Genomic DNA, 13,553 nt, shown 5'->3' on the forward strand with positions numbered 1-13,553 from the left:
GGGAGCGCCGGCATTGTCTCGGCGTGCCCGCCGCGATACTGTGCGGCTATGAGCGAATCTCGGTTCCGCCGCGGTCTCGTGCAGCCGCTGTTGCTTTCCGCCGTGGTCGCGCTGCTGCTCGCGTCGGCCGCGTGCGGCGGCACCGGCGAAACCCAGGCCAAGCCAAGCGATCCGCAGCCAACGAGCGTCGAGGTGAACCAGACCGGCGGCTTCGCCGGCGTCGACCAGCTGTACACCGTCGACGACAAGGTGGCGAACGAGCGCCGCGGCAGCCTGTTCGACATGGTCGGCAGCCCGGACTTCCAGACGCTGACCGACGCCTACACCGGCCCCAACGACTGCCGGGATTCGTACTTCTACACCGTGACCGTCACCTACCGCGACGGCACCAGCAAGCGCGTCACCACCGACGAATGCAACGAGTCGCCTAAATTGCTGACCGACGTCATCGCCCTCACGAAAGAAATCGGGCAGCGCAAGGACGGGAAGTAGTAGGTCCGCGCTACACCGGAGTGAGTGTCCGGCGTCACCCTGCGCCGACCGTTATGCGTGGTTGAATATCCGAACCGTGTCCAGCGTGTCCTGATCGACCGCTGAGCGAGGCCGCGTTTTGGGCATTGCCCCGATTCAGGAGGTCGTCGTGACTGAAAGGTTCGAGGTTCTCCTGCACGGCCCCATCGAGGCTGTTTTCGACCTGATCACCCAGGCGAGATTCTGGCCGCAGTGGCACCCGTATACGCGTTCGGTCGGCGGTGTCACCGAACGCCCGTTCCGGTTGGGCGATGCCGTCTATGAGCACGGCGTGACCGACGGTATCGACTTCCACCTCTATTGGGAGGTGCGCGAGTACGAGCGCCCGTGGCGGGTGATGCTGTACGACTGCGGGCACGATGCCACGCTCCGATACACCTTCGAGGAACGTGGTGCGGAGACTCTCTTCAGTCGAGAGCAATGGATCAACCCTGATCGTGCGCTCGGCGTTGCCGACACCCCGGTGTCGTTCACCGATCGGGTGGCCGAGGCGTCGGAAGCCGCTGTCGTCTGGCTGGCAGATCACATCAATGGGTTGCTGGAAGCCGAAAAGGCCAGCATCCCGCCGAGGGAGATCGCCGAGGGTGCCGTCACGGGGGAGTGACTATCGCGCGGGCCGAGGTGGCGATGAGTTCTTCGATGTGGCACGGGATTTCGGTGTTCATGCCGAGGTAGCGCCGGACGATGGAGTAGGGGAGGTCGATCACGGCGACGACCACCTTGTCGGTGGTGTGTTCGGCTGGTTCGAGTCCCCGGGCGACGGTGGTGATGGCGTCACGGAATGCCATGCCGAGTTCGGCGTTGCGGGTGGTTTGGTCGGGGGTCCAGCGGTCCGGTGCGTAGGCGGCGGGGCCTGCGAGCAGGACGTGCGCCTCGTCGGGGTGGTCCCGTGACCAGGTGAGTACGTACCGGGCAGCGGCGACGCAGGCCTCGACCGGATCGTCGGCGGCCAACAGCGGTAGCAAACCGGCGTGGAATCGTTCGAGTGTGCGGACCCAGAGCGCCCCGCTGAGTGCCGCGCCGGTGGGGAAACGGTGATACACCGATCCGCTCGGTGCGCCCGATGCGCGGACAACCGCTTTGACCGATAAGCCGCTCACGCCCGCCGTCGCGACGATCCGAGCTGCGGCGTCCAGCAGCAGATCGGTGTCGTATATCGCAGGCCGTGGCATATCAGCAATCCTACAGCTAGTATTAGAGATGACTCTCTAATACTAGCTGGGAGGAATCATGAACACAGCGACAGAAACCGCCGAACAGCTCTACGCCGCACTGGCCAAGGTGGATACCGACGCCCTCAAAGCACTGCTGACCGACGATTTCGTCGGCGAAATGAGCGCGGGCATGCCGCACGGCGTCGCGGGACTGCACCACGGCCCCGAAGACATGGTTCATCGGATGTGGGGCGTGCTCGGCAAGATCTATGACATCCACGCCGACCCCAGCGAATACCTCGCTGTCGGACCCGACCGCGTGGTGGTACTCGGCCGCTACTGGGGTCCGGCGCGCAGTGGCGACACCGAGGTCGACGCCGCCTTCGCGCACATCATCACCACTCGCGGCGAACAGATTTCGCGCCTCGTCCAGATCACCGACACCGCCCGCTGGGGTTTCACCCCCGACTCCGCCACCCGCTGACGCGAACACGGGTGGCGGAGTCCGGCTCTCAGGTCAGATGGTCGAAATCGCCACGCACCCAACCGATGTGGCGGTCGGCCGAGCGGCGGATGGCGGCGCGCGCGTCACCGTCGATGATTTTGCCGAAATTGTCGTAGAGGCGGTCGAATTCGAACTCTTCGGCGGTTGTCGTGACGCGTTCCACGACGGCGGGGGACAGCGGGATCCGGTTGGGATAGCTACGCATGAACGCGACCGATTTACGATCCGGGTTGGCGTGAATGGTGTCCGCACTGAACAGCACACCGCGGCCCTCGGCCCCGGCCGCCCAATGCAGCACGCCGCTGCCCTGGAAGTGTCCGCCCAACTGGCGCACGGTAACGCCCGGCAGCAGCTCGAGCCGCCCCGACCACGGCCGAATCACCGGATCCGGCCGGGCAATCCACTGCAGATCCGATTCGGCCACATACACCGGCACGCCACCCAGCGCCCGGCTCCACTCCACCTGCACGCCGTAATGGTGCGGATGACTCGGCACGATGGCGACGACTTCACCGAGCTCGAGCACCCGGCGCGCCGCATCCTCGTCGACATAGCCGGTCACGTCCCACAGCACATTCCCTGCGGGTGTCCGCACCAGATGCGACTCCTGCCCGATCCCCACCTCCGGCTCAACCGTCACACCGAACATGTCCGGCTCCAACTCCCGCACCACCACCCTGTGCCCCGCCGCAACGAGCTTCTCGAGCGTTGTCCACTGCTGCCCGGCAGCAGGCACCCACTGCCGCTCATCAGCGCAGATACGGCAAACCTCGGCCCCAGCCTCGTGCTCCACCGCACACGTCTGACAGATCTTCCACATATCCACCTCATCCTGCCGAGCACACCCACCCCGTTTCTACACGCACCCCGAACCCCACCGCAGTCGAACCACCAGCCCATACCCTCCGCAGGATCGGCGGCATCCGGCGCCGCGATTCGCAGCGGGCGAAATATGTTCGCCCGCTGTGATATCCGACTCGATTCAGCCCAAGAGGCGAGCAGGACTTGGGCGATGTCCACTTTGGGGTGAGGCGTCAGATGGCTTGGCCGCCCGGTACCGGTGCGCCGCTGATGAAGCCGTTTGTCAGCAGGTTGAGCAGCAGGATGAATTGCAGAAAGGGGGGCATGTCGGTTCTCCCAATGGGTTTCGGAGTGTTGGTAGTCGATATCGTTCGCGCGCGAGGTAAAAGAGGTGGTGGGGTTGCGGCAAAGGGACGTAAGAATCTGCGATGAGTACGCCGGCGCGAATTCTTACGCGGTTTTGCGGTGGGCTTGGCATTGCTCTGACGGGGGCCGCCCAACCTGAATGAGACACCCGGTGGTTGCCGGGCGATCGTGACGGAAGGAAGTGCCCGCCATGTCCCAGAACCTCTACTTGACCGGCCGCGAGCGTGTTTCGGCTCCGGCCGCCCGGATCTCGCTGCCCGCCGACGTGTCGCGTTACTGGAGCGGTCGCCATGTCGTGATCACCGGCGGGAGCAGCGGTATCGGGCTCGCGGTGGCCGAGTCGGCATTGTCGGTGGGTGCGCGGGTCAGCGTTCTAGTGCTCGAAGATGCTGCACTGGAACGCCTTTCGAACTTCGCCGAGTCCGTGTCCGGGCTGGCGGTGTTCGCCGTCGACGTGACGGACAAGGCTCAGGTCGACGCGGCCGTCGCGGAAGCCCGTGCCCGTCACGGCGAGATCGGCGCGGTGATCGCCTGCGCCGGTATCGCCAGGCCCGGCTACTTCGCGCAGCTGAACGACACCGACTTCGTCCGCCACATGTCGGTGAATTACTTTGGGGCGCTGCACGTTATCCAGTCGGCGGTACGGGATCTGTGCGCCGGTGAGCGCGGTAGCGTCACGGTCATCTCGTCCCTGGCCGCGGTGCTGCCCTGCTTCGGCTACAGCGCATACAGTCCCAGCAAGTCCGCCGTACGGACGCTGTGCGAGGTGCTGCGCCAAGAGCTCAAACCCCATGGCGTGACGGTCACCGTGGTCATGCCGCCCGATGTCGACACCCCGCAATTAGCCGCCGAGTCCGCGACCAAACCGCCGGAGCTGCGAGCATTGAGCTCCTCGGCGCCGATCACCGCGGCCGCTGTCGCGCACGCCTTGCTGGTCGGTGCGGCTCGCGGCAAGGCCTCGGTCGTACCGACGCTGTCCGGTCGCCTGATGCAATGGCTCGCGGCCGTCGCACCCGGGTTGATGGCGTGGATCATGGACCGGACCATCGCCCGCGTCCAGCACTCTCGCTGAAGTGGTTGCGGCCGGTCGTGTTTCACCCCAACTGCGGGGCCGGCGAATCCGGTCGCCTGAGCGGCCGGTCGCTGCTAGCTTGCTGCCGTGGAACTCTTCGCACGCTCGTGGACCGCGTTGCGCGCGGCCGTCGACGAACTTCCGGACCGGGACTTCGCGCAGCCGTCCGGCTGCACCGGCTGGCTGGTCCGGGATCTGGTGTGCCACTTGATCATCGACGCGCAGGACGTCCTGATCACGCTGGTGACACCCTCCGGCAAGGAACCGAACCGCGACGCGGTGACCTACTGGAAAATCGTCGAAACGCCCACCGGCGACGACCCGCTCGACGCGCTCATCGTCCGGCTGGCCGCCGCCTACGAGCAGCCGGAGTTGCTGAAGTTCCACCTCGACGACGTCGGCTCCGCCGCAGGTCGCGCCGCCGAACTCGCGAACCCCGACCTCCGCGTCAGCACCCAGGACTATGTACTGACCGTGGCCGACTACCTCGGCGCCTATGTCATGGAATGGACCCTGCACCACCTCGACCTGATCGCCTACCTCCCCGACGCCCCCGAACCGCCCGCCGAATCCCTGTCGCGTGCCCGCGCGATGCTCGAAAAGATCGCCGGGTCCCCATTCCCGGCCTCATGGTCCGATAAGGACGCGCTGCTGATCGGCACCGGACGCCGGAGCCCGGCAGCCGCGGAGCAGTCCGAATTAGGCGAGCTGGCAACGAAACTCCCCCTCGTCCTCGGATAACTCCGGTTCCCATTGCATTCGATTTGAAAGTGCTTCTTAACGAATGTAAGTACGGCACTGCTGACAGTTCATGATTCGGGAATTTGATTTACCGTAGTGCCGGATCGACCAATCGAAGCGAGCGCAGTTCATCGCCTCGAGGCGGCGGACGGCTCGATGATGTGCGGGTCCGCGCGGCGATCGGGGCAACCGAGTTCAGCAGTGAGGGTGCAGGTGTCAGTCATGCGTTCGTCCAAGCGGTATGTAGTCGCCACCCTGGTGACCGTTGCCGTCGGTTCGTCTGTTGTCACCGTCCCCGCCATCGCACAGGCGGGGCCGAACGGTTGCGCGGCGACCTTCAATCTATTCATTCCCGGCACCTGGGAGACCGACGAGGATGCCGACCCGGCGCGACCCGTCGGCATGCTCGCGCCGATCGCGGACGCCATCGCACGCCAGCAGGGGCCACGCTCGGAAATCTATTTCACGCCCTATATGGCCCGCGCGTTCGACAACGGCTACACCTATGCCGACAGCAAGAACACCGCGCTGGCCAACGCGACCGCCGCGCTGCGTGATTACGGAACACGCTGCCCCACTGCCAGATTCACGATCAACGGCTACAGCCAGGGGGCCGACGCCGCCGGTGATCTCGCTGCCGACATCGGCAACGACCGCGGCCCCGTCCCCGCCGACCGGGTCCTTGCCGTCGGCCTGCTCTCCGATCCGGGCGCGGGCACCAAGGGTGAGGTCGTCGTCGGTCCGGGTACCAGGGGCACCGGGATCGCCGATCCGCGACCGCAGGGCATGGGCAAGCTTTCGGGCCGGGTCACCTCGATCTGCGACCCGAAGGACCTGTACTGCTCGATTCAGAAGGGCGTCAACCCATTGCTCGGGGCGTTGGGTTCGATCCTGAGCAAGACGCTGAGCATCGGCGCGCCGCCGGCCGACCCGAACCTTCCGGTGGCGGCAGCCCTGACCTCGGATTTCTCGAAGACCGATCTCTCAGGTGTGGCCACCGACGTTGCCGGGCTGACCGCCGGCCTCGCCGCTCCCGCAGGCATCGACCTGGCGCGGGTCCGCAACAGCGCGAACAAGCTGCTCGACACCTTCAACCCACTGGTCGACCTGGTCGACTCCGGCGCGGCCAACCCGGCTGCCACGGCCCGGCTGATCGCTGCCCCCGGCGGCACTGCGGAGCACAACGCGGGCGAGGTACTCACCGCGGCAGGGGACTCGGACCTTTCGGGTGCGGTATCGGCGGTGCGCACGATCGCCGACACCTCGACCAAACTGCTGAACCGAGGCGTCGGCACGCTGGCGGCGGGCTCGCCGAAAGCGCGGTCGCTGCGCGCCGAAGCCCACGCCGTCCGCAACCAGGTCGCACCGCTGGCCGCCACACCGGCCGAAACCCTTGGCTCGGCAACGAGAATCCTGTCGCTGCTCAAGCCGAGTGTGCTGGTCGACCAGGCACTCGACGTCGCCGCCGACGTCACCACCTTCGACTTCCAAGGCATCCTCGACAACCTCACGCTGCTGCCGCAGAAGGTCGTCGCGATGGACGCCGGGGGCGCCAATGAGATCGCCGGTGAACTCAACAACCAGCTGCAACCACTGGCCGACCTCAGCGGCAGCGTCGATCTGAAATGGATCTCGCAGGTCCTGTCGATCATCCCGGACTCGCAGGGCTACACCGAGGTCGCGGCCAGGGTGACCTCGATCCTGTCCAACGTCGACATCCCCCGCCTGGTCAACATCGTCAGCCGGATCCAAGACGTCGCCTGGTCGGTGCTGCAGAAGGTGGTCCCGCCGGCCGGGCAGGCACCCGACCTGATCGGCGCGGGCGTCGCGCTGTCCGGCCTGCTGCCGATCGGCGCCGACCTGGCCGCGGCGGCGGCCGACATGTTCGCAGGCAAGCCGCAACAGTCCCCGCCGCAGGTCCTCGGCAAGCGGGCCCCGGCGCGCGCCATCGCCCAGCAGGACCTCGACCTCGGCGAGCTGACCGCCCCGCTCGGCCGAATGGCACCGTTCCACGACATCAACCTGGTCAACCTCGTCGTCGACGGCCTCAGCGCCGCAAACTTTGTCGCGTCCGGCGTGCACATGAACTACGGTGCGCTGATCGTCGACGGCTCCGGCCGCAACGCCGTCCAGTGGCTCGGCGACTGGATGAACCAGCGCATCGGATACGTCAAATAACCCGCGCGTCTCGGGCATGAAATTCTGTTGATCGTGTCGGACGGGGGTCAATACAGTGCCTGGTAGCAACCTGGAAAGGCAATCGCCATGCACATCGCCATCCTTACCTTCGAGGGCTACAACGAACTCGACTCCCTCATCGCCCTCGGCGTCCTCAACCGGATCAAGAAGCCGGATTGGCGGGTCTCGATCGCCAGCCCGACCCAGCGCGTCCGTTCGATGAACGGGGTCGTCATCGAGTCGATGGCCACCCTCGAGGAAGCCAGCGCCGCCGACGCGGTGCTCGTCGGCAGCGGCAGTCAGACCCGGGAAGTCGTCGCCGACCAAGCGCTCATGGCACAGCTGCAACTCGATCCGTCCCGCCAGCTGCTCGCCGGACAATGTTCCGGCACTTTGGTTTTGGCCAAACTCGGACTGCTCGAGGGCGTCCCCGCGTGCACCGATCTCACCACCAAGCCGTGGGTTCAAGCCGCAGGCGTCGATGTCCTCAACCAACCCCTCTTCGCCAAAGGCAACATCGCCACCGCGGGCGGCTGCCTCGCTTCTCCTTATCTCGCCGCCTGGATGATCGCCCATCTGGAGAGTGTCGAAGCGGCCGAAGAAGCACTGTATTACGTTGCGCCGGTGGGGGAGAAGGAAGATTACGTGGCCCGCGCGATGGGAAACATCACGCCGTACCTGCACGCGGCCACCGTGTCCGCTAGCCGTTAAGCGGGGAGATTGTCGGCGCGGACGTTGCGCAGCGCGTAGTCGACCGCGGGGTCGGTGCGGAGTTTCCAGTCGGGGCCGGTGAAGTAGCTTGCGGCGGTTTTGTCGCCGTCTACGAGGTAGCGGAGCCAGGCGAGGGTGATGGTCGCCGTCGGGTTGTGGGTGGCGTCGTCGAAGGGGGTCCAGTGGGTTACGCCTTTGAGGCACACCAGGATTGCGGGGGCGTTGAAGGCGAGTTCGTATTCGACGAGTCTCGGTAGGAAGTGCGGGACGATGAAATCGGCGGAGCCGGTGAGATAGAGGGTGGGCACGTTGACGAGGAAGGCGGCGGCGACCGGTCCCGGTTGAGTGGGGACGGCGCCGATGATGCGGAAGTCCGGATCGATCAGCTGGTAGATGTTCGGCGGGATGCCAGCGCCGTTGATGGCGGCACCGCCACCGCCGGAGTGCCCACCGATCACGGTACGGCTCAGATCGAGCTTGCCGTGCAACACATTTCGCGGATCGCGGTTGGCCGCGGACAGGGCGGCCGCGGCGGCGAGGGGCAGTTCGTCCAGTGAGTTGATCAGGTCGTGCGGCATCGCGACGACGAAACCGTTGCTGGCCCACAGCCGCGCGCTGGCGTCGTAATTGCCTGGCTCGGAGGTGAATCCGGGAATCCAGACGACCGTCGGCACCCGGGTCATCGTGGCGATGTCCTTCGGGTAGTAGAAGTCCACGCCGACGGGCGAGTCCAGGCCGCCGGGGAATTCGCGCGTGCAGGTCATGGCCGAGTGGTTGCCGAGTACGTGGCCGACGGCGTCGTACACGGCGTAGAGCGCCTGGCATGGGTAGACCGCCGCCGTGCTCACCGCCTCATGCTCGCCGGCGGGCGCGTATCGGCTCAGCGGAACGGGGCCGGGGTCGTAGGAATCGGCCGAGGCGGGCGCGGCGAACGACATACCGGCCAGCAGCGACCCGGCGGCGAGCACAGCCGCGGCACCACGCCGAAATCCGAACCAGGACATACGCCCTCCTCCGTAACCCACGAGCCGCAGGCCGCGCCGATCCGTCGGCCCAGCCGTAGGTGATCGACGATCGATCAGCACGCAGTGAACGAAATTAGGTCGACCGTCCAGTTTCGTTGATGCGTCGAGTCAGTAAATGGGACGAGAACTCGACCGCTATAGGTGACCAATCGGGCATCGCGACCGGGCGGACACTCCGATTGTGCTGGATCCCAACTTTGGCTCGGTCCACGGAATCGAGACCCTCGCGGTACGTCGCGGTTTACAGTTGACCGACGGTCCAGCGCGAGATGGCGGAGGCGGTCAGGCCTCGTCGGTGGGTTCTCGTCGGGAATCTATGGAGGTCGATCATGGGTGTCGCGGTCAGGGCCGAAGGATGCACCAAATCATTTGGCTCGCAGCGGATTTGGCAGGATGTCTCGCTTTCGCTGCCGTACGGTGAGGTGAGCGCGCTGCTGGGCCCGTCGGGCACCGGTAAGTCGGTTTTCCTGAAGTCGCTGATCGGGCTGCTGCGGCCGGAGCGCGGCTCGATCTTTGTCGGCGACACCGATATCACCACCTGCTCCAACAAGCAGCTCTACGAGATCCGCAAACTCTTCGGCGTGCTGTTCCAGGACGGCGCGCTGTTCGGCTCCATGACCCTCTACGACAACGTCGCCTTCCCGCTTCGTGAGCACACGAAGAAGTCGGAGTCGCAGATCAAGCAAATCGTCATGGAAAAGCTGGAGCTGACCGGTCTGCTCGGCGACGAGGGCAAGCTCCCCGGTGAGATATCCGGCGGTATGCGCAAGCGGGCGGGCCTGGCGCGCGCACTGGTACTCGACCCGGAGATCATTCTCGTCGACGAGCCGGACTCCGGTTTGGACCCGGTGCGCACCTCCTACCTGAGCCAACTGCTGATCGACATCAACGCACAGATCGACGCCACCATCCTGATCGTCACGCACAACATCAACCTCGCGCGCACAGTTCCGGACAATATCGGCATGCTGTTCCGCCGTCAGCTGGTGATGTTCGGCCCGCGCGAAGTCCTGCTCACCTCCGACGAGCCGGTGGTCAAGCAGTTCCTCAACGGCCGCATGCAGGGTCCGATCGGCATGTCCGAGGAGAAGGACGAAGCCCAAATGGCCCGCGAGCAGGCAATGTTCGACGCAGGCCACCACCACGGCGGTGCCGAAGAGATCGAAGGCATCGCGCCGCAGATGCAGGCCACGCCGGGCATGCCGGTGCGTCAGGCCGTGCTGCGCCGCAAGGACCGGGTCCGCGAGATCATGCACACACTGCCGCACCCGGCCCAGGTGGCAATTCGCGAATCACTCGACCGAAACGACAATTGACCAGGGACTATCGCGAAGGAGCTGCCGTGCCGACAGTGCGGGAGGCGTCTTACGAGATATTGCGTGCCCGCGGCATGACCACATTCTTCGGCAATCCAGGCTCCAACGAATTGCCCTTCCTGCAGGATTTCCCGGCGGACTTCCGCTACATTCTCGCGCTGCACGAGGGTGCCGGACTGGCCATGGCCGACGGATACGCGCAGGCCACCGGCGGCCCCGTGCTGGTGAGTCTGCACTCGGCGGCCGGCGTCGGGCAGGCGATGGGCAACCTGGTCAACTCCTATATGGCGGGCACGCCCTTGGTCCTCATGAGCGGCCAGCAGTCCCGCGAGCTGCTCACCTCGCAAGGCATGCTCGCCAACCCCGATCCGACGACATTGCCCAAGCCGCACGTCAAATGGAGTTTCGAGGCGCCGTCGCCGCAGTCGGTGCCCGCGGTGCTTGCCCGCGCCATCGCGTGCGCCACTACCGCGCCGACCGGACCGGTCTACGTGTCTGTGCCACTGTCGGATTGGAACGAAACCGCGGACTCGGACAACCAGCAGTATCTTGTCGCCCATAAGGTCGAAGGGCGGCCGGTCGCCTCCGCCGCCGCGCTCGAACGGCTTGCTGACCGGTTGAACGCCGCTCGAAATCCAGTGCTGGTCCTCGGCCCTGACGTCGACGGGTACGGCGGGTGGGATGCCGCAGTGGCGCTGGCCGAACAGGCCGCGCTACCGGTGCTGCTGGGCAGTTTCGAATACGCCCGGATCGGTTTCCCGACCGATCATCGTTGCTACCAAGGCACTTTGGGCCTTTCCGTCGAACAGATTCACGATCAACTCGCCCCCTACGATTTCATCGCCTGGATCGGTGGAGCGGTGCTACCATATCACGCTTGGACACCGGGACCCTATTTGCGGCCAGGCACCGAATTGGTATCCGTGACAGCCGATCCGGATCAAGCGGCACGTAGTCCGGTCGGCGATGCGATCGTCGGTGACCCAGCCGACGCGCTGGCTCGGTTGGTCACGCTCGTTGATTCTGGTAAACGCCCTATGCCACAACCGCTTTCGTCGTCTATCGGGCAGCCCGGCAGTGCTGTCACCAATACGCGACTCAAGCAGGTCCTCGCCCAGCTACGACCCGACGACGCGGCCTGGATATACGAGGCGCCGTCCCTGGGCTGCTGGTGGGACATCGTGCCGATCAACCAGCCCAACAGCTACTTCTACGCCGCGGCAAGCGGATTGGGTTACGGACTACCTGCCGCGGTCGGCGTCGCACTCGCGCAGCCCGGCAGACGGGTGGTCGCGCTCATCGGTGACGGATCGGCGAACTACAGCATCACCGGCCTATGGTCGGCCGCCCAACAGCACCTCGACATCACCTATGTCATTGTCCGCAACGGCATCTACCAGGTCCTCGCCGATTTCGGCTCGTGGCTGCGTGCCCCCGAACTGCCCGGCCTGACGCTGCCCGGAATCGACTTCGTCTCCCTGGCACAGGGATACGGCGTCCCCGCGGTCGCCGTAGCGGACCCCGACGCGCTGAGCACCGCACTGAAGCACTCGCTCACCACTCCGGGCCCTTCGCTGATCCAAGTCGACGTCGTGCCCGAACCGAGCGACATCTTCGCCTGATCCGGCGACTGGTGGACGGCAAGGCGCCGCGAGCGTGGCGAGCGGGCGACACCACCTCGTCGGCTGCTAATCACCTTGCCGTCCAACGTAACTAAGCGGGCTTGCTGAACTCTTCGATCAGTACGGGATACTGCTCGCCGCCGTGGCCGGCCGCGATCGAGCGGTCGGCCATCGCCTTGAACAGCTTCGGCAGTTCGGCGTTGACGCCCAGTCGCTCGCTCTCTTCGATCAGATGCACCATCGACCGCGCGTGCGTCTCCAGGCTCGCCACCTCGGCGGGAAAGGAGCCGTTGTCGATCCGCTCGGCATGTCCGGGCAGCCATTCGGCCACCCCGGCCGCCATCTGCCTGGCGAACGGCGCGTACGTGGCGGCGTCGACCCCGGCAGTCCTGAGGATGGCGGTGCCCTGGAGCCAGGCGTTCAGCACGCTCCACATCATGGCCAGGCCGGCCACGTCGTACAGGGACGCCAGCCCATGATCCGCGCCGAGATAGGTGACGGTGCCGAGCGCGCTGAGCGTCGATTCGTGCGCCGCGAAGACCGACTGCGGCCCACTGTGCAGAACTATCGCCTCGTCGGTGCCGATCGCCGGTGGGATGGCCATGATCGCCCCATCCAGGTAACGAGCGCCGCGCTGCTCGGCCCAACGCGCGGCTGCCCTGGCCTGAGCCGAGTCGCCCGAGGTGAGATTGAGCAAGGTCGTGCTGTCAAGCTCGCTCGCGTCGAGCAGTTCATACATGGCCGAGTAGTCGGTGAGGCAGACGATCGTCAGCGCGCTCGCCGCGAGCGCGTCGCCGACCGTCGGCGCGAGTCGGGCGCCGTCGGCCACCAGCTGATCGGCCTTGGCGGACGTGCGGTTCCACACGGTGGTGCGATGCCCGGCTTTCACGAACGCGCCGGCGAGCGCCTGGCCCATCAGCCCGAGTCCGAGGACGGTCACGGATGTTTCGGTTTCGTTGGTCATGAGAGCATCGTCAACGTTGATATCGGTGTGAAGGTCAAGTGAGGTTTGCGATGTTGATCGGAGAACTGGGCACGAGGACGGGCGTCAACGCCCATCAGTTGCGCTACTACGAGGCCCAAGGCCTGCTGGCAGCGGACCGCGGCGCGAACGGTTATCGCGAGTACGACGAGACGGCCGTGCTGCGGGTGAAGCAGATCCGGCACCTGCTCGCTGCTGGTCTGTCGTCCGAGGACATCGGGTACTTGTTGCCGTGCGCCGTCGGCGAGGCGCCGGAGTTGCCCGGGTGCCCGGAGTTGGTGGCCGCGTTGCGGACCCGGCTGCGGCGACTGGACGACCAGCTCGACAAGCTCACGCAGTCGCGCGACGTGCTCGCCGAATACATCGATGCGGCCGAGCGAATGGGCGGCGAGAGCTATCCGCCGCTGCATGATGCCGACGCGTTGCCCGTCTCTGCCTGAGTAGTCGGCGCGCTGGCTGACAGAGTGCACAAATGTCTGCGGCTTGTTTCTCGTGTTCGTCAATGGAAATGCGGCAATCCTGTGTAGTTTGCTAATTGATAGCTCGGGT

The 13,553-nt window shown here is 65.8% G+C and carries 14 protein-coding genes; 10 read left to right on the forward strand and 4 right to left on the reverse strand.

The window, feature by feature from the left end; translation table 11 throughout:
• Window positions 1-48 precede the first annotated feature (48 nt).
• Window positions 49-492 (forward strand): hypothetical protein, encoded by a 444-nt coding sequence (locus ACFWF1_RS29255; protein ID WP_379288272.1) that lies wholly within the window; start codon window positions 49-51, stop codon window positions 490-492.
• A gap of 148 nt (window positions 493-640) precedes the next feature.
• On the forward strand, window positions 641-1,135 hold the full coding sequence (locus ACFWF1_RS29260; protein WP_379288270.1) for an SRPBCC family protein: 495 nt from the start codon (window positions 641-643) through the stop codon (window positions 1,133-1,135).
• On the opposite strand, the gene ACFWF1_RS29265 is transcribed toward ACFWF1_RS29260, so the two are convergent.
• Window positions 1,122-1,703 (reverse strand): TetR/AcrR family transcriptional regulator, encoded by a 582-nt coding sequence (locus tag ACFWF1_RS29265; protein WP_379288268.1) that lies wholly within the window; start codon window positions 1,701-1,703, stop codon window positions 1,122-1,124. The genes ACFWF1_RS29260 and ACFWF1_RS29265 overlap by 14 nt on opposite strands.
• Before the next feature lie 58 nt (window positions 1,704-1,761).
• Here ACFWF1_RS29265 and ACFWF1_RS29270 point away from each other — a divergent pair, with 58 nt between their 5' ends.
• Window positions 1,762-2,169 carry a nuclear transport factor 2 family protein gene (locus ACFWF1_RS29270; RefSeq protein ID WP_379288267.1) on the forward strand — a complete coding sequence of 136 codons (408 nt, stop codon included), beginning with the start codon at window positions 1,762-1,764 and terminating at the stop codon, window positions 2,167-2,169.
• 28 nt (window positions 2,170-2,197) lie between these two features.
• Here the strand turns inward: ACFWF1_RS29270 and ACFWF1_RS29275 are convergent, their stop codons facing one another.
• On the reverse strand, window positions 2,198-3,010 hold the full coding sequence (locus tag ACFWF1_RS29275) for an MBL fold metallo-hydrolase (RefSeq protein WP_379288265.1): 813 nt from the start codon (window positions 3,008-3,010) through the stop codon (window positions 2,198-2,200).
• 537 nt (window positions 3,011-3,547) lie between these two features.
• Between ACFWF1_RS29275 and ACFWF1_RS29280 the strand changes: the two genes are divergently transcribed.
• The 4 genes from ACFWF1_RS29280 (at window position 3,548) to ACFWF1_RS29295 (ending at window position 8,059) form a co-directional block, all read left to right on the forward strand.
• On the forward strand, window positions 3,548-4,429 hold the full coding sequence (locus ACFWF1_RS29280; RefSeq protein ID WP_379288263.1) for an SDR family NAD(P)-dependent oxidoreductase: 882 nt from the start codon (window positions 3,548-3,550) through the stop codon (window positions 4,427-4,429).
• An 87-nt stretch (window positions 4,430-4,516) separates the two neighbouring features.
• Window positions 4,517-5,170, forward strand: coding sequence for a maleylpyruvate isomerase N-terminal domain-containing protein (locus tag ACFWF1_RS29285; RefSeq protein WP_379288262.1), 654 nt, complete (start codon window positions 4,517-4,519; stop codon window positions 5,168-5,170).
• A 222-nt stretch (window positions 5,171-5,392) separates the two neighbouring features.
• Entirely contained in the window at window positions 5,393-7,348 is a 1,956-nt protein-coding gene (locus tag ACFWF1_RS29290; protein WP_379288261.1) for a cutinase family protein, read from the forward strand.
• Between the two features lie 87 nt (window positions 7,349-7,435).
• Window positions 7,436-8,059, forward strand: a complete 624-nt coding sequence (locus ACFWF1_RS29295) for a DJ-1/PfpI family protein (protein WP_379288259.1) — start codon at window positions 7,436-7,438, stop codon at window positions 8,057-8,059.
• Here the strand turns inward: ACFWF1_RS29295 and ACFWF1_RS29300 are convergent.
• Window positions 8,056-9,063, reverse strand: a complete 1,008-nt coding sequence (locus ACFWF1_RS29300; protein WP_379288257.1) for an alpha/beta hydrolase — start codon at window positions 9,061-9,063, stop codon at window positions 8,056-8,058. The genes ACFWF1_RS29295 and ACFWF1_RS29300 overlap by 4 nt on opposite strands.
• Before the next feature lie 350 nt (window positions 9,064-9,413).
• Here ACFWF1_RS29300 and ACFWF1_RS29305 point away from each other — a divergent pair, with 350 nt between their 5' ends.
• Together ACFWF1_RS29305 and mdlC are read left to right on the forward strand one after the other, a co-directional pair.
• On the forward strand, window positions 9,414-10,400 hold the full coding sequence (locus tag ACFWF1_RS29305) for an ABC transporter ATP-binding protein (protein WP_379288256.1): 987 nt from the start codon (window positions 9,414-9,416) through the stop codon (window positions 10,398-10,400).
• A 26-nt stretch (window positions 10,401-10,426) separates the two neighbouring features.
• On the forward strand, window positions 10,427-12,022 hold the full coding sequence (gene mdlC / locus ACFWF1_RS29310) for a benzoylformate decarboxylase (RefSeq protein WP_379288254.1): 1,596 nt from the start codon (window positions 10,427-10,429) through the stop codon (window positions 12,020-12,022).
• Window positions 12,023-12,113: 91 nt separating this feature from the next.
• On the opposite strand, the gene ACFWF1_RS29315 is transcribed toward mdlC, so the two are convergent.
• A complete protein-coding gene (locus ACFWF1_RS29315) occupies window positions 12,114-12,986 on the reverse strand; it encodes an NAD(P)-dependent oxidoreductase (protein ID WP_379288253.1) in 873 nt (290 codons plus the stop codon).
• 50 nt (window positions 12,987-13,036) lie between these two features.
• Between ACFWF1_RS29315 and ACFWF1_RS29320 the strand changes: the two genes are divergently transcribed.
• Window positions 13,037-13,444 (forward strand): MerR family transcriptional regulator, encoded by a 408-nt coding sequence (locus ACFWF1_RS29320; protein ID WP_379288252.1) that lies wholly within the window; start codon window positions 13,037-13,039, stop codon window positions 13,442-13,444.
• Window positions 13,445-13,553 lie beyond the last annotated feature (109 nt).

Origin of the sequence: Nocardia sp. NPDC060255 (genome assembly GCF_042727395.1) — a bacterium.
Taxonomy (GTDB): domain Bacteria; phylum Actinomycetota; class Actinomycetes; order Mycobacteriales; family Mycobacteriaceae; genus Nocardia.